The organism is Desulfurispirillum alkaliphilum, from assembly GCF_055378285.1.
This window is the reverse complement of record NZ_AP042405.1, coordinates 1,622,083-1,638,684: the sequence shown is the minus strand read 5'-3', so window position 1 is coordinate 1,638,684 and position 16,602 is coordinate 1,622,083. Positions and strand designations below refer to the sequence as shown.

At 55.6% G+C, this 16,602-nt stretch carries 12 protein-coding genes; all 12 read right to left on the bottom strand.

Annotated features, from left to right (window positions below):
* Positions 1-91 precede the first annotated feature (91 nt).
* Positions 92-1,621 carry a ShlB/FhaC/HecB family hemolysin secretion/activation protein gene (locus tag ACZ46I_RS07385; RefSeq protein WP_464280391.1) on the bottom strand — a complete coding sequence of 510 codons (1,530 nt, stop codon included), beginning with the start codon at positions 1,619-1,621 and terminating at the stop codon, positions 92-94.
* Between the two features lie 395 nt (positions 1,622-2,016).
* The gene (locus ACZ46I_RS07380) at positions 2,017-3,360 is read right to left on the bottom strand and encodes a TrpB-like pyridoxal phosphate-dependent enzyme (RefSeq protein ID WP_464280390.1); all 1,344 of its coding nucleotides are present in this window, start codon (positions 3,358-3,360) and stop codon (positions 2,017-2,019) included.
* A gap of 136 nt (positions 3,361-3,496) precedes the next feature.
* A complete protein-coding gene (locus ACZ46I_RS07375) occupies positions 3,497-4,861 on the bottom strand; it encodes a sigma-54-dependent transcriptional regulator (RefSeq protein WP_013506564.1) in 1,365 nt (454 codons plus the stop codon).
* Positions 4,851-7,004 carry a sensor histidine kinase gene (locus ACZ46I_RS07370; protein WP_464280389.1) on the bottom strand — a complete coding sequence of 718 codons (2,154 nt, stop codon included), beginning with the start codon at positions 7,002-7,004 and terminating at the stop codon, positions 4,851-4,853. The genes ACZ46I_RS07375 and ACZ46I_RS07370 overlap by 11 nt, the downstream gene beginning before the upstream one ends.
* Positions 7,001-7,555 (bottom strand): DUF4390 domain-containing protein, encoded by a 555-nt coding sequence (locus ACZ46I_RS07365; RefSeq protein ID WP_226507847.1) that lies wholly within the window; start codon positions 7,553-7,555, stop codon positions 7,001-7,003. Before ACZ46I_RS07365 ends, ACZ46I_RS07370 begins: the two co-directional genes overlap by 4 nt.
* Positions 7,552-8,274: a 7-carboxy-7-deazaguanine synthase QueE gene (locus ACZ46I_RS07360; protein WP_464280388.1), complete on the bottom strand. Its 723-nt coding sequence runs from the start codon at positions 8,272-8,274 to the stop codon at positions 7,552-7,554. Before ACZ46I_RS07360 ends, ACZ46I_RS07365 begins: the two co-directional genes overlap by 4 nt.
* Complete coding sequence (locus ACZ46I_RS07355; protein ID WP_464280387.1) at positions 8,271-8,828, bottom strand: DUF366 family protein; 558 nt, start codon at positions 8,826-8,828, stop codon at positions 8,271-8,273. The genes ACZ46I_RS07360 and ACZ46I_RS07355 overlap by 4 nt, the downstream gene beginning before the upstream one ends.
* A gap of 21 nt (positions 8,829-8,849) precedes the next feature.
* Positions 8,850-9,293 carry a ribonuclease HI gene (rnhA, locus tag ACZ46I_RS07350; protein WP_464281846.1) on the bottom strand — a complete coding sequence of 148 codons (444 nt, stop codon included), beginning with the start codon at positions 9,291-9,293 and terminating at the stop codon, positions 8,850-8,852.
* A gap of 130 nt (positions 9,294-9,423) precedes the next feature.
* Positions 9,424-13,953, bottom strand: coding sequence for a flagellin N-terminal helical domain-containing protein (locus ACZ46I_RS07345; RefSeq protein WP_464280386.1), 4,530 nt, complete (start codon positions 13,951-13,953; stop codon positions 9,424-9,426).
* Positions 13,954-13,987: 34 nt separating this feature from the next.
* Positions 13,988-15,697 carry a flagellar hook-associated protein FlgK gene (gene flgK / locus ACZ46I_RS07340; RefSeq protein ID WP_464280385.1) on the bottom strand — a complete coding sequence of 570 codons (1,710 nt, stop codon included), beginning with the start codon at positions 15,695-15,697 and terminating at the stop codon, positions 13,988-13,990.
* A 65-nt stretch (positions 15,698-15,762) separates the two neighbouring features.
* Positions 15,763-16,245 (bottom strand): flagellar export chaperone FlgN, encoded by a 483-nt coding sequence (flgN, locus tag ACZ46I_RS07335; RefSeq protein ID WP_013506572.1) that lies wholly within the window; start codon positions 16,243-16,245, stop codon positions 15,763-15,765.
* 34 nt (positions 16,246-16,279) lie between these two features.
* On the bottom strand, positions 16,280-16,582 hold the full coding sequence (flgM, locus tag ACZ46I_RS07330) for a flagellar biosynthesis anti-sigma factor FlgM (RefSeq protein ID WP_013506573.1): 303 nt from the start codon (positions 16,580-16,582) through the stop codon (positions 16,280-16,282).
* Positions 16,583-16,602: the final 20 nt, after the last annotated feature.

Here is a 16,602-nt window from a genome sequence, read left to right as displayed (position 1 = left end):
CCCCATAGCAATGTACGTAAGATGAATGAATTCCTGCCGTTGCGCCGACTGTCACAATTCATTCCCGTTTTACTACGAACCTGAATCCATGTCAAAAGGTATAACGAAAATTAAATCCCGCTGCTGCGTCCGCTGTCTTAAAATTGTCTGGTTTATGCAGCGGCACGCCTGCAAAGAACTCATAATGCACTTCCCACAAAACCCCTCTGATTCCAAGGGCAGCGCCTGCCAGATCGCGTCCGCGTAAGTAGCGTGTAGTGTGACCGTCCACTCGGCCTGCATCCAGTCCAAGGTACACTTCCTGCTTTGACTGTCCGAGGGGTATGGACAGTTCATTACGAAGAAGGAGTCCACGTTCACCCATCAGGCTGGACTCCCCGTCAAAACCCCGTACAGTATGGCGCCCTCCAATAGAAAAGCGTTCCTGGGGCAACAGCCGTGACTGCTCACGTTGCATCCGGCCATACAGGCTGTAGCGCAGAGGCTGCTCTCCCAGCTGAAAGGGAATATTGAGGTGAAAATCCGCATGAACAATCCTGAAGTGTGAAGTACCTTCACCAAATTCTTCTTCCGGCGCACGTATGGCACCCAGTGCACCAGTGCCACGACGGTACGTCAGGTTGCCATCCAGTATGCCACTTCCCAGATGGACGCGGTGATTCAATCCAGCTTCCCAGCCACTGACAATACGCCTTTGTACTTCTACTTCCGTATCATCAATATAATTACGCGCTCTGCGGTGAAATCCGCGCAGGTGGAGAGTCAGCTTGTTATAGGTATTGCGCCAGACCAGCTTTGCGGCTTTCATTTCCGTCTGGTGGTTTTCACCGCTGTACACATAGGTCTGATTCAGACCAGCAACCGACTGGTGATAATCGCTGCTTGAGTGGGTTGTGGAAAAGAGCCAGTAACCAAAGGGTATTGAATAATGGAAGGTATTGCCCTGATGGCCACGACTTCCCGAAGCGCCGCCGCCGAGATCATGGTTGAAGCTGAAATACATCAGATCATTCAGCAGCAGCCAGTTATCATAGGCCAAAGTCGCGCTTCCCTGATACTTTCCGGTTGCATCCGAACCAGCGTCATCCAGCGACAGGGACAGGCGCCAGGGGCGAATTTGCTGGTAGTGTATCAAAAGGTCACTTTGGCCTGTTGCTCCGGTGGGGTCCGTACTGGCGGAAGGGGTTATCTGTATATCGGCATCTGCTGATGGCAAGCGCTTCAGGTTTTCCAGTCCCTGCTCAATGTCACGCAAATTCAGCACATCACCAGGTCGGATGGGCAAGGCATTTCTGAGAACGGTCTGATTCGGCGTTCTGATAGTAAACCGAATTTCGTGAACGTATCCAGGAATGACTGTCAGGGTGAGGATCCCCTGCGTCAGATCCTGCGGCGCCACAAGGACACGGGTAGTGATATAGCCTCGGCCAATGATCGCATTCTGAACACGCGACATCACCAGGGCAATGCCTTGCGCACCAAGACATCGCCCAACTGCAGGGTCATCTGGTCGATTAGCAGCTGCCAGCGCCCAAGAGAAGGCTTCATTTCCAGTGCCCTCAAGCAGAAGTTGAGTGATGAGAAAACAGGGGGACTCTTCGACAGGAATATACGCATCCATCGGCAATGGCTGTGGATCCAGGTAAATATCCTGCCGTGGTTCCTGCTGTTCCCTCAGCAAGCGCTCTCGCTCCTGCTGACGCAGATACTCCTGGGTACTCAGGTCTTCTGAAACTGCATTGGCACCCGTTATCCCAGATACAAAAAAACAATACAGCACAAAAAGCCAGGCGCTTTTCCTCACGACCTGCTACTCCTCCCTGAGTCCACGCAACCATGAATAAAGCACATTCCCCACACATCTCCGTAAGGTGAGTAACCACACGGGGCAGCTGACTGGAGCTCTTCAGCAGTCTGTTGCCGGGCTTTCAGATCCGGCAAACAGACAAGCTGGAATAAGAGGCACCGGAGGCGCAACTTCTGAGCTCCTTCCTGGTTGTTCAACAGGGTACTGCTTTACTTCCCAAGCGACTTGGCAATTTCGGCTTCGGGGTGTTCGTAGGCGATCAGCTCGCCCTGGAAGTACTTCTCATAGGAGGCGATGTCAAAGTGTCCATGGCCGCTGAGGTTGAAGAGGATGGTTTTCGAGGTGCCTTCCTCTTTGGCTTTGAGGGCCTGGACGATGGCGGCTTTGATGGCGTGGCTGGATTCGGGGGCGGGCAGGATGCCTTCGGTGCGCACGAACATGGCGGCGGCTTCAAAGCACTCCAGCTGATTATAGGCTTCGGCTTTCATGTAGCCTTCGTGGTAGAGCTGGCTGACCAGGGGGCTCATGCCATGGTAGCGCAGTCCTCCGGCGTGGATGCCGGCGGGCATGAATTTGGAGCCGAGGGTGTACATTTTCAGCTGGGGAGTGAGCTGGGCCACGTCGCCAAAGTCGTAGGTGTAGGTGCCTTTGGTCAGGGTGGGGCAGGCGGTGGGTTCAACGGCGATGATTTCGGTTTTCCTGGCGCTGAGCATATTCTCGCGGATATAGGGGAAGGCGATGCCCGCCAGGTTGGAGCCACCACCGGCGCAGCCAATGACGACATCAGGGTAGTCGCCGGCTTTTTCCATCTGCTTGATGGATTCTTCGCCCACGATGGTCTGGTGCAGGGCCACGTGGTTGAGCACGCTGCCGAGGCAGTAGCGGGTGTCCTCGCGGGAGAGGGTGTCTTCCAGGGCTTCGGAGATGGCGCCTCCCAGGCTGCCGTTGGAGTCGGGGTCTTCTGCCAGCATGGCCCGGCCACAGGCGGTGGTGGTTGAGGGCGAGGGGATCACCTTGCCGCCCCACATTTCCATCATGGCCTTGCGGTAGGGTTTCTGTTCATAGCTGACTTTCACCATGTAAATGATGGACTCCAGGCCGAAGCGCTGGGTGGCAAAGGCAATGGAGGTGCCCCACTGGCCCGCTCCGGTTTCGGTGGCGATGCGCTTGATGCCGTTGAGCTTATTGTAATAGACCTGGGGAATGGCGGTATTGGGTTTATGGGAGCCGGCTGGCGATACGCCTTCGTATTTGTAGTAAATTTTGGCGGGGGTATCCAGCAGTTTTTCCAGCTCGGTGGCACGGATCAGGGGTGCTGGACGCCAGATGCGGTAGGTGTCGAAGACTTCTTCAGGAATCTCAATGTACGCGCCGCCTTGCCCCATTTCCTGTTCCAGCAGCTGGGGGGCAAAAATCCGTGCCAGTTTTTCGGGAGCCGCTGGCTGACCGGTGGAGGGGTCCATGGGAGGTGCCGGCTGATTGGGCATGTGGGCAATGATGTTGTACCAATGGCGGGGCATTTCCGATTCGCTGAGCAGTATCTTCTTTTCCATACGCGGCTTCTCCTTGACAGTATCTTCATCCGGTCTTTTGAACGCGGGCATTATCATTATATATTTCCCATAATTTGACAAGCCGAGATTGGCCTGCAGCAGGGGACCCAAAGCCGGTACCTGCTCATCCGCTGGCTTATTTTATGCCGTACTGCTTGATTTTCTTGTGCAGGTGGACCCGGTCGATTTCCATCAGTTCCGCTGCCTTGGTGACGTTGCCTTCACACTCGCGCAGTTTCGCGGCGATAAAGAGTTTCTCGAAATCCTCCCTGGCCTGGCGGAAGTTGTCGATCCCTTCGACGGCTCCGGTCAGACTGCCCGCAGAGCGATCGCCTTCGGTCTGCCGATACTCTTCGGGCAGGTCCCCAATGTCGATGGTGCTGTCCTGAACCATGATGACCAGGCGTTCCACCAGGTTCTTGAGCTCGCGAACGTTGCCGGGCCAGGGGTAGCGCAGCAGCACTTCTATGGCCTGGGAACTTACGGTTTTGCGTGGCACTCCTTCGTCGGCACAGATGACTTCCAGGAAGTGGTTGAGCAGAAACTCTATGTCCTCATGGCGTTCGCGCAGGGGCGGAATCTCGATGGGGATGACGTTGAGCCGGTAATAGAGGTCCTCGCGAAACTCCCCCCGCTGCACCAGTTCGGTCAGCTTCTTGTTGGAAGCGCTGATGATGCGTACGTCAACGGGGAACACTTCGCTGCCGCCAAGGCGTACCACCATCTGGTCTTCCAGCACCCGCAGTACTTTGGCCTGGGTGTTCAGTGACATATCGGCAATTTCATCCAGGAAAAGGGTGCCGCCATCGGCCAGCTCAAACTTGCCCTGCCTTTTCTGGGCCGCTCCGGTGAATGCGCCTTTTTCGTGGCCAAAGAGTTCGCTTTCTATGAGATTCTCCGGAATCGCGGCGCAGTTGACCGCCACAAAGGGGCCGGCGGCTCGGCGACTGCCGAAGTGAATATTGCGGGCGATCAGTTCCTTGCCGGTGCCGTTTTCTCCCTGAATGAGCACCCGCCCATTGGAGGGGGCGGCCCGTTTGATAACTTCCTGCATCTGCCGTATCGCCGGGCTGCTGCCCACGATACGGTACTTGCTGTTGAAGGTTTTGCGCAGAGAGGCATTTTCGTTGAGGGTATGGCGGTACTGCAGGAAATTTTTAACGCTGATGAGCACTTTCTCCATGGCGAATGGCTTTTCCACAAAGTCATAGGCGCCTTCGCGGGTGGCTTTGACGGCGGTGTGAATGGTGCCGTGCCCGCTCATCATGATCACGCCCAGGGTGTTGTCCATGGCCCGCAGTTTCTGCAGGGTGGTGATGCCGTCAATCCCGCCCAGCCACACATCCAGCAGCACCACATCGGGCGTGAACAGGGGAAAAAGCTCCAGGGCCTCTTCGCCGCTCTGGCAGGCGCGCACCTGGTAGCCTTCGTCGGCCAGGATATCGCTGAGGACTTCACAGATGGAGACTTCGTCATCCACGATCAGTACTTTATACTTCAAGGCCCTGCTCCTGTTCTGATGATGAAATGGGGAACTCGATGGTAAAGCAGGCTCCCCCCTGGGGTTCGTTGCTGACGCTGATGACTCCGGAATGGTCTTCCACAATGCGCTGTACGATGGCGAGCCCCAGTCCACTGCCCTTGGGGTTGGTGGAGAAGGTGGGTGAGAATATCTTCTCCGCCACTCCTTCGGGTATCCCGCCACCGGAATCGCATACCTTGAGTTCCACGGCATACTTCCGGCGTTCGATGAGAATATCCACCTGGCCGTTGTCAGCGGTGGCAAAGACGGCGTTTTCCAGCAGGTTCACCATAACCCGTGACACCTGCTCCTTGTCCAGCATCAGCAGCGGTATCTCACCATGGATGGTGAGTTTGAAGGTCATGGCGGGATGGGAATTGCGGTAGAGTTCGATGGAGCGCTCCACAATGGGCACTATGGATTCAGGTTTCCGGCTGGCCCTGGGCATGCGCGCGTACTGGGAGAACTCGTCCACCAGCATGCGCAGCGTATCCACCTGGTCGATAATGGCACCACAGCTTCGTTCCAGCACCTGGTGGAATTCGCCGGGATCCATGGTGTCGTACTTCTTCAGCAGCCGCTCGGCGTTGAGCTTAATGGGGGTCAGGGGGTTGCGGATCTCATGGGCAATGCGCTTGGCCACATCCCGCCAGGCCATGGCCTTCTGGGAGCGCACCACCGCGCTCATGTCGTCGAAGACGATAACTTCACCGATATAGCGTTTCTCTTCGGTGGTATAGAGGGCGATGGATTCGAAGATCAGGTTGCGCTTTTTTTCGTTGACCATGATTTCCACTTCCCCTTTGATGGAGGGTTCACCCTGGGTCTTCATGATGTCAACGGCACTGAGGAGCAGGTAGAGCGGGTAGTTCTCCTGCAGGATATCGTCGGCTATCTCCTCTTCCTTGCTGATGCCGAGCATCTGGCGGGCGGTGTCGTTGATGAAGGAGATTTCCCCTTTGCCATCGATGGAGACAACGCCGGTGGAGATGCTTTTCAGCAGCACGTCCTGAAAGCGACGCACCTCTTCCAGCACAATGTTGGTCTTGATCAGTTCGCGGTTATTGCTCTCCATGGCTTCCTTGTAGCGGCGCAGATCGCGGATCATGCGATTGAAGGAGTCCACCAGCACGGAAATTTCATCCTCGGCCCGTACGTTGATCTGGACGTTCATGTTGCCTTCGGCCACCTGGCGGGTTGCTTCCGCCAGCTCCTGAATCGGCACGGTAATACGGCGCGCGATAAACATGCCCGCCCACATGGAGCCAAAGAGCACCAGCATGGAAAAGAGTGCCAGGGCAAAGTAGTATCCCACTTTCATGGGATTTTTGTAGATGGTGAGTTCTTTGTAGTTCTTCAGGGTCTCCTGCAGGGCGAACCCCTGGCGCGAAAGCTCCTCGGGAGCGCGCATGGATGTCAGCAGAAACAGCGGGTGTTCAAGTCCGGGCAGCAGCAGACGGCGCACCGCGAATACCTCGGAAGCTCCTTCACTGGTAAAGGTATAGGGGTAGATCTCCTGGCTCCAGAAGTTGGGAATCTTGGCCAGGGGGTCTCCCATGAAGGTGATCATATCCCCCTGCCAGTTAAACAGCACCACGGAGGAGAGCCCCTCGCGAAAAATCGCCTGACGGAACTGTCCATCCAGCCTGGACAGATCCTCCAGGGCAGCCGCGTCCACATATCCCTCCACCTGCTGGCTCTTGGCAAGCACTTCGTACTCCAGTCGATCGTAGTACATCTGCACCACACTGATCCCGTATTCCAGGCTCTGCTCGACATTTTCGTTGATCAGCTTTTCGATGGAGGTGGAAACGATACCGCTGGACAGAAAAAAGAGAAAAACGGTGGGAAAGAGGGGCAATGCCGTGAATATAAGAACCAGGCGTGTCTGAAAACGGGCACCGAAGTAGCGGCTGCGACGCTCGATCAGCAGCTTCACAAAGTTGCGGAAGACCAGAAACGCCAGAACCAGGCAGAGAAAGAAGTTCACATACAGAAAGCTGAGAAAGGAGATGCTGGGAGTACTGCCCCGTTCACCCAGCACAAAAAAGGCATTGAATACCACCAGGGAAATCAGCAGCAGTCCTGTCAGCGTAAAAAAGGCAATGGTGCGCTTCTTCATCTTTGTCCCTGCCCTTGCGTATTCTGGATGGTGAGTGTGCCGGTGCTGAACTCCCAGTCGGCAAAGGTCCGTACGATCAGATTCAGGGGAAACCAGTGGGAAAACTCTTTCAGAAAGGCACGAGCCACAAGGAAGTGATTGGCGGTAAAGCCGTCAATACTGACCATGGAACTGTTCTGAAAGTAGCTGAACGCCCGCTGCTGATCGCGATACTCCCGTACATCCTCCATCCCGCTTTTGGCCGTGGTCACCGTGTACACCCGGCGCAGGGCGTCATAGGAAATGCCCTTGCGCACGGTCACCGTGCGTTCAGTAGCGTTGAACCACAGGGTGCGACGCCGGTGCAGCTGGATTTCAAACTGATAGTGCACCGGCAGCCCGGCCGTAATGGCGTCCACGATATCCTGGGTAAACAGGTGATCGACCCGCAGTTGCACGTAGGCCACTTCGTTTTCCACCCGGAAGGACTCCTGTACCAGTTCCCGGGACATGCCCGCCGCGACAGTGGCCCACAGCAGGATGAAAGCAGCGCAGAGAAACAGTTTCTTCATTGTACCCCCAGCAGGTGGTGCATCTGGGGAATAAGCCAGATGCGCAGTCCACGTTCGGTATAGGTTCTGACCAGCTTCATGGACTCTTCGACGCCTCGACAGCTTCCATCGGCTGCTGTCAAAGGCTGCAGCACCACGGGAAAGCGCGCTCCCCGCTCCACCATATGATCAAGCCAGTGGGAAGCACAGGCGAGAAAAGCGTCATCGCAGATGATCTTGCAGTAGTCCTGGCAGCTTTGCTGGCGGGATTGCAGAAAGTCCAGCAACTCGCCGGCGGTGTCCCGGTGCTGCTGCGCCCAGGGGAATTTCAGATCCGCGGAAACCAGCGAAAAGCTGTCGGTGTTTTCCTTCAGCCAGCCAGGAAAAGTCCCATTGGTTTCCAGGAGCACCTCCATGGCCATGTCCTGGCACAGCCAGCGGCCAAAAGCCGCCACAAAATCCCCCTGGCACAGGGGCTCACCGCCGGTGATGCTGACACTTTCCACAAAGGGGAGCTCCGGGGCAACCAGGGTCTGGAGAAACTCCAGGGGCACCGGATTGGGCACCGTCCTGCCATGCCAGGGGAAAGACTGCGGAGCCCGTGGGATCAGAGAAGCCGGAGTATCACAGTAGGAGCAGGTGAGGTTACAGCCATGCAGGCGCACAAAGAGCTGAGGGCGTCCGCACCGGGGCCCCTCACCCTGCACCGACCAGAACATCTCCTGGATCATGGCGTTCATGAGACCCCCCATACCTTGCAGCGAGCCTCCCAGCAGCTGCGCACCTCCCGGCTGAAGCGATCCAGAACATGCCGGGCGAATTCCCAGGGCTCTATGGCCAGATCGCCCAGGGCCACGGTGGGCAGCGGTGTGTTGCGGGATGAGATGTTCATTCCCACATGGATCAGTGTCGATACCCGCGAAGCCGTTGCAATGGAGACGGAGAATTTCCGGTGGTCAACAAAGATATCGTCACCGCGCCTGAGCGCCGGGACACCACGCCCAAGCAACTCTTCCAGCACGCAGACCATGAACAGGCGCTGCAGGTAGACGGTCGCCAGCAGATCGACGGAAAAGAACTCCATGATCACATGCAGCATATCATCGGAATGGATGGGCTGCTGTGCCAGGGCATCGGCACTGTCCACCAGGTGGGCCACATCCACATGACACGCCCCGCGAAAGACGATGGCGCTGTTCCCCGCGGGGCACCCCATGGTGCGGGCAAAGAGCTCCCGCAGCTGCGTGCCGTCGTAATCCAGCTGATTCTGGTGAAAAAGGCAGTGAATATCCACACATATCTCCGGGCGTTCTGGTTACATCTGGTCTTTCATCTGCTGGGCCTGCTGGCGCGCAATGTCATCGCATCGCTCGTTCATTTCATGCCCGCTGTGTCCTTTGACCCAGTGCCACTGGATCTGGTGCTGCGTTATCAGGGAATCCAGCTCTTCCCACAGCTCCCGGTTGGCAACGGGTTTTCTGCCCGCCGTCTTCCAACCATTGCGCTTCCACTGGAATATCCAGGCCGTGATCCCCTGGCGCACGTAGTTTGAGTCCGTATAAATATCGACGCAACATGGGGATTTCAGGGCGCGGAGCCCTTCGATTACCGCCATCAGTTCCATCTGATTATTCGTCGTATGCTCTGCAGATCCACAAATGATGCGCTCGTGTTCAGCACCGCGATTATCCTGATAGTGGAGAATAGCGGCATAGCCTCCCGGGCCTGGGTTCCCCAGACAGGAGCCGTCAGTATACATGGTAACGTGCTTCAACGGAATTCCTTCATTTTTGCTGGGTTTCTATGTAGCGGAAAAGAAAAAGCGGGGCAAGGAAATCCTCGCCCCGCGAAAAGGTTGGCTACCCACCTGAGTCTCTGCAAAGAGAAAATCAGATATAGTTCAGCAGGCTCAAACGCGAAGTGTTGCCATGCACTGCCAGAGCCGATTCATAGGCAATCCGGTTCTGTTCCAGCTTCGTGGCCACGGCGATCATGTCTTCCATAGTGCCGCCCAGAGCCTTGGTAGTGAATTCCTTCTGCATGACATTGGTATTTTCATAACGCTGATCCAGCAGCTCAATGCGGTGAGAGGTTGAGCCCACCGAAGCCAGCGCGTCCAGCACCTGATCCAGAGCCCGCTCCAGCTGACCCACTTCGCTGGCAGCGCCAGTTCCCATGGCCACCGTAAACTTGTCCTTGGCCACCAGGCTCCCTTCGGACAAGGAGAGGCTCACACCATCGCGCACAAAGACTTCGTCGTGCGCCGTGTTCACCGTGATGCGCCGCACATGGTCGCCCTTGAAATCGTAGACCACCATCTCCGCTGCGGCACCCGGCCTTCGCTTGCCGAACAAATCCAGATGGGTGTCGTCAAGGCCCTGCAGTGGCACTCCCCCATGATCAAGCTGCAGGCTGAAGGGGTCGGCATTGGTGCCCAGGCCCACTATCGAAGCTTCGATGGGGGATTTGCCTTCACCCCCAAAGTGCTCATCCAGCGCCATCTGCAGTGACGTGGCGATGGCGGCCTGAATCTCCGCTGTGGTGCGCATGGTGCCATCTTCATTGCGGGTGAAGTCCAGCTTCAGGGTAGCGGCAGCGGAAGAGGATTTGGTGTAGTCCTCCATGGCAATGCTGATCACTTCATCGCCAAAGGGAATACGCATGGTCCGCTGGTCCACCTCGAAGCCGTTGAAATTCAGCTCAAAATCAAATTTCGACGCGGTTCCCCCCGCCGAAGCATAGGAGCCACCAAAAAGACCATTGTCGTAGCCCAGGGTGCCATAGGCGGAAGCTGGTGAGCTGGTCGTCACACCCTGGATATTCGTATTCCCGTTCCCGGTCACACTGAACATGACATTATCGCCGGCCTGCGACCCCTTGAAGCTCACCTGGATATTGTTGGCAACCGCCGTGGAGTCCTTTTTGAGTTCGGAATTGATATAGTCCTCTATCTCCTGGAGGGAAGAGAATATCCCCCCCGAAGGACTGCTTGAGAGGTGAACCTGGGTCGTCACATAATTGCCGCCCCCATTTGCCGAGGGAGGATTGTAGTAGGTGATCTGCAGCGAACCCATGGCGCTCAGGTGGTAACGGCCGGTGGTGCTGTCGAAGGCGCTGATGGTGCCATCGGCACTGGAGAGATCAGAGCGCCTGGTGTATTCCACCTGGCGTTTGATATCTTCGGTGCTCTCGCTGCTGGCGTAGATCTTGTCAATATCGAACGTCCACTGGGTATTATAGTTCCCCGTGAAGTCCCCCATCATGGCCGGCACCGTCGTGGAGCCAAACGCCCATTCCGAAGGAGCCTTGATGCCCGGCTGACCGATATCCAGGTTCAGGGCGTCCTCAAGATTCGTCAGGCTGCGGAAGATGTCCACCCCATAGCCTTCATGGGTGGTAGCCGAGGAGCCGAATGCCAGGGAGCCATTGCCTTTGAGGGCTATCTCACTGGTGGTCAGGCCCTCTGTCACCGCCGTCCCCATGGGGATGCGAATATTCAGACCATTGGCCACACTGATCGGTTGCCCGTAGTAGGTACTGGGGTCAAGGGAATAGTTTTCCAGCAGTTTATTGCCGTACTTGTCTTCAATGGTCAGCAGAATGCCTTCATCCATACCCACTATACCAGCGGTTCCCGCGCCACTTGCCATATGCAGGCTGATATTCCAGCGATTGTCATCGCGGGCGGTATAGTTTCCGCTAATATAGTAGTCGTTGAACTGGCCTCCCAGGGGATTCAGTCGTGTCAGCGGAGTCACATGGCGCACACCTTCGTTATTGGTGCTCACATTGACCTCAAGGCGACTCGGACCAGCGTGCAGATCCACAAAAGCCAGCTTGCCGTTTTCCGTGATGTAGGCGTCTATGGTGTTGCCATAGAGGTTTTCCACAAAGCGCAGCATATCCTCAACGGGCTTTTCCGGATCGATGACGTAATTGATATTCGCCCCTTGCGCCGTAATGACGTTCTGGTCAAGCCCCAGCTTCGACATGGGGTCAGCGAAGATACTCATGGTGATATCCTCGCCCACATCACGGCTTTCAAAGAGGATATTGCTGCCATCGGAGCGTACATTCACCATATCCTGGGGAAGCACATTAAAGCTCAGGGTCTGACCAATCTCAAAGACCGAATTCGGGTCAAAGGATATCTGTACCCCATTGCTGAGGCTGGTGCGGCCATCACCGGAGATATAGACCGTCTCCTTGACATTGCCGAAGTTGTCCATCACATCGAAGAACCCACCACCCAGGCTGAAGTCAATAGTCCCGGCCGCAGAGTAGTTGCCCGGCTGGAAGGTGCCGCCCGAGGTGACCGCCGAACGGGCGCGCAGAATCAGCGTCTCGCCATCGCCGGTATAACCGCTGATATTGAGATTGGGACTGAGGGTGCGGGTGTTGTCGAAGACGTAGGTCGCCGTGGCACCGCCACTGAAGCTGAAGTTCCCCACCGACTGATCCAGACGGATAGTGGCCCCGGTACCGGGGATCTCCACCGGATATTGATACACATCGGGGCCGAGGGTCAGCGAACCCGAATAGGTTCCCGTATCGGTGGTGATAAAGTAGTTCAGGTTGCCGCCCGGAGGGATATCCAGATCGCCGGCGCTGCTGAAGACGATATCCTGAATGGCCGAACCATTGTAGCGCAGGTTGTCGTAACTGAGCAGCAAGCCATCGAGGTTGCCGCCACCGCCCGTGTAGGCGAAGCTGTCAACGGCTGGCTCCGTGGCTGCCGCAAAGTCAAAGGTCATGCCGGCACTGATTGTCTGCCCGCCCAGAAAGCCAATATTCAGACCAAAATCCGTACCACTGACAATACCATCATCCTTGATGCTGTACTTGAAGCCTACCTGGGGGTTGTCGATGGTCATCTCCCCCAGGAAGCTGGCAGACGCAGAGTTCAGGGCACCAGTGTCCGTATACTGGGTCTTCTCGTCAAAGCCGAAGATCTGGAAAGTGACCGGGCCGCCCGTGCCGATATCGGCATCATTGACGGCTTTGATAGTGATCTGCTTGTACTGGTCGTAGGCGATATTGCCCGTCGTGAAAAGCCGGTTATTGACCGTGCCGAGGCCATCATCATAGAGCGGCCCAACGGCAGCTCCTGCCGCGTTCATACCACCGCTGAAGTACACGGGATGGTTGTTCTGGGACGCAATGGCTTCATTGATGGCGGTCTGCATGGCAAACGCCAGACGATCGGTGCTGGCGTAGCCATTCTGAGGTATGGTGATGTTCTTGGTTACACCATCAAGCTGATTGTTGCCGTAGTATAAGGAAAAGCTGCGTTCTGCCGCGGTCGTCTTGGTGTGGTCAAGCAAAGCGGCTTTGGGCGACATGATGCGGGCAGCACCAATGCGGTTGCCCGAATGGTCAAAGCCGTTAAAGGAGATGGTGTCGCCCTTCTGCACGTTGGCGTTATCGATATCCTTAAAAAGGGTGATGTTCTTAATGGGCGCGCCATTGGCAAAGTTCACAAAGGTGGTCTCTATGCGCTTGGCGGTCTGGGAAAAGATATTATTGCCCGGCACATTGAGGTTCACCTGGTCGTTGACCCCTACCTGTGCCTTCATCAGGCCATCATCACCGAGATAGGAGAGGCTGTCACCGGGGCTGTAGCTGAACTGGATACGCTGCCCACCCGTGAAGCCCTTGGGTATTTCGATGGCAACTCCCCGACCGGTATCGATAAAATCACCCGGATTCACCTGGTAACGGGAAACCGTGGTCAGATTATTCATCTTGCCGTTGCCGCTGTTGTCCGAACCATTGGAATCCAGGGAAACCGCGCGCCCCTGGGAATCGGTCATGGACACGGTCGCTACCTTGGAGTTCTCGTCATAGCTGATCAGGATTTCATAGTCGCCCTTGGGGAGCTCAGGCAGATCAGAGAAAACTCCCTTGGTATATAACCCAGCGCCAGCGGTTCCAATATAGGAACCCTGGCGGATGATTTCGATTTCCTGTTTGCGCTCCTGGAATGGCTCATTGCGCGTCTGATAGCCGCCAAAGATATAGCGATCCAGGTGCTTGGTATTGCCAAGGCTGATCAGTTCGTTGCGCATGGCTTCCACATCATTGGCCAGCGCCTTGCGGGCATCGGGGGACATGGAGTCGGAGGCGCCAGCCAGGGCATAGTTGTTCTTGGCCATCTGCAGGATAGAGCTCATGGACTGCAGGCTGCCATCGGAAAGATTCAGCCACGTCTGAGCATTGGAGATATTGCGCTGGTACTGGGTAAAGAGATCAATGCTGTTCTGGAAGGAGAGAGCCTGGCTGATGCGCACCGGATCATTGTTGGGAGCCAGCAATGTGCGGTTTTTGGCGATCTGAAGATTATTCTCCAGCATCCGGTTCAGGCTCTGGTTTATCCCCCCCAGAAAATTGAGGGAGAGCATATTACTGGTGACTCGCATGTTTTCCCCTTTACCCGTTCTCTTTCACGGGTTTCTATACGCCCATTCGATTGACGATATTGTCAAGCAGGCGGTCAATGGTGGTAATAAAGCGTGATGATGCCTCAAAGGAGCGTTGAAATTTCAGCATATTGGTCAGTTCTTCGTTTTCATTGACGCCGGAGATACTTTCGCGTTTCACCTCGATCTGGAAGCGAATCAGCTGGGTGGTCTGGAGTGAATCAATATTGATTCGCACGTCCATGCCGATCTTGCTGACAAAATGATTATAGTTTTCGCCAATGGTCATGCCACCCATGACCTTGGCATTCCGTAACTCGGCAATCAGATTGGCATTGCGGTTGTCACCCGGCTCACCACTGAAGCTGGTGGCAAGGCGAGTCGTATCCTCTGCCACATAGCTGTTGACCCCGATGCTCTTGGCGTCGTGCCCCTTGAAGAAGGTGTTCAGCCCAATGGCTGTCAGCGCGTTGCTGGTGTCGTTGTACAGGACAAAGGTATTCCCGTTGTTACCACGGATTTCCAGCTGATTATCGGCATTAATGCTGGCACTGAAGAGCCCGCCTTCCGCCACCCCGTCGGCCTGATCCAGCTTCATGGCAATCTGGCGCAGGGAGTCGCCCTCGTTGATGCGGATCTCAAAGGTCTGCAGTTCGCCCCCCGCAGGGTCAAAGACCTTGAGCTGAAAACTGCCATTCTGAATCTGAAAGGGCGTATTGTCATTGAGCGGAGTGCGACTGTTCTCAACGCTGTACTGGGAAGATACCGCACCGAAAGGCTTGGTCACCATGCCATTGGCGTGAACCTTGTTGACCTCCTCGATAATCGTACGCGAAAGATCATCAAGTTTTTCGATGTAGCCAGGAATTGTCTTATCGCGCATTTCCATATACGCGCCGATCTGACCATTATTGGAAAAGTTCGTAATCTTGCTGGTGTAACCGGAAGGGCTTTCGAACAGAAGTTCGCTGCTGAACTCACCGGTGCGTTTATTAACCAGTTTCGCAGCGTGGTCACGATCCACCAGCGTCTTGCCGTCAAGGAAGACCGTCGCCTGCCCCTGGTCATTGATGTCCACTTTGACATCAAGGTACTCCGCCAGCTTGTTCAGGATCATATCTCGCTGATCCAGCAGATCATGGGCCGGATTACCCAGAGCCGTCGTCTTGCCGATCTGCACGTTCAGTGCAGCCAGCGACTGCAATTGCGAGTTGACATCGTTGACCATACTGTCGATCCGGCCGGTGTACTGGGCCTGCAGGTCATTGAGTTGCTGGTAGGTACCCTGGATGGTATTGATCAGAAAATTGGCTGACTCTATAACCGTGGAGCGTTTGGAGGCGGCTTCCTGGGAGGTGTCCGTGGGCGCATTGGCCAAATCGTGCCATGAGTCCCAGAACTGGGTCAGGGAGTATCCAAGTCCCATGCCTTCAGTCTCATTGAAGAGCATTTCAATTTCATTATAGGCCATGTAGTTGGCTTCGTACTGCCCACTCTTGGTGATGGCGGCCCGCAGGGACTGCTGCACATAATCATCGTGGACCCGCTGCACCTGGCTGAGATTGACTCCCTGACCGTACTGCAGACTTGAAATACGCAGTGGCTGGTTGGCCTGCAGCACAACTCTCTGTCGACTGAAGCCTTCGGTGTTCATATTACTGAGGTTGTGACCAACGGTCATCAGGGCGCTCTGGCTGGCGAGCACACCGGAAAGACCAACATTCAGGGATTGAAAGGTTCCCATAACCAGCTCCTTATACACAAAACCGCAGGCTGTAATCCTTCACGCGAAGGATCAGCAGCCCACGGTCATACTTTTTGGCTCATGAAAAGTGATTGACGCTTCTGTGTCACTGCGCCATCGGACGCATACTGCTTCGACGATTTCAGCTCGTTATCCACAAGGGAGAGAAAGTGTCCATTGACCTTCAAGGCACTGTGCAGAATCTGACGATTCATGTACGTCTGACGGTCAACATCCTTGACCAGCTCGCTCAGGCGAACCAGCTCATCGGTGAAATCTCCACCCTCCGGCTCCATGTGGGCTGCTATCGCCAGCAGCTTGCACTCCACATCGTGGGTTGAAGCGTAGTCCTTCATAAAGCTGTCAAGGGTATCCTCCAGCAGGCGGATTTTCAGCACCAGGGTCTCCATCAGGTTACTTACCCGATCAACGCCCTGCACATCCCCCTTGACAATATGCTCGCGGTTTTCCTGCAGCATATCGCGCAATTGTGCATAATAGGTATAGAGCTCCGCCAGTGTAGCCGAGCCAGTCTTGTGCGTACTCAAAGGTCACCTCCATATCGGTTGCACCTTTTACCCGCTACTTTTTGCCAAGTACCTCTGCCAGTTTCGCCGCCAGCATATCGAGATTATAGCGATAGTCTCCACGTTGAATGGCTGCCTTCAGGGTCTCAACCCGCTCATCACGCACCTCTGGCGCATCTGAAGCGACTTTGGTTGCCTTGGCGACATCCATATACGTGCCGGAAAAGTGAATTTTATCGGCATTTCCCCCAGCGCCTTCCTTACCCTGAACTGCCTCGTCCCCACGGGATTTCCCCTGGGTGCGATTGTTTTTCAGGTAGGCGTCAATAGAAGAAGAGCCGTAGCCATTGACTTTCATTGTGTGCCTCCTTTGTTGTA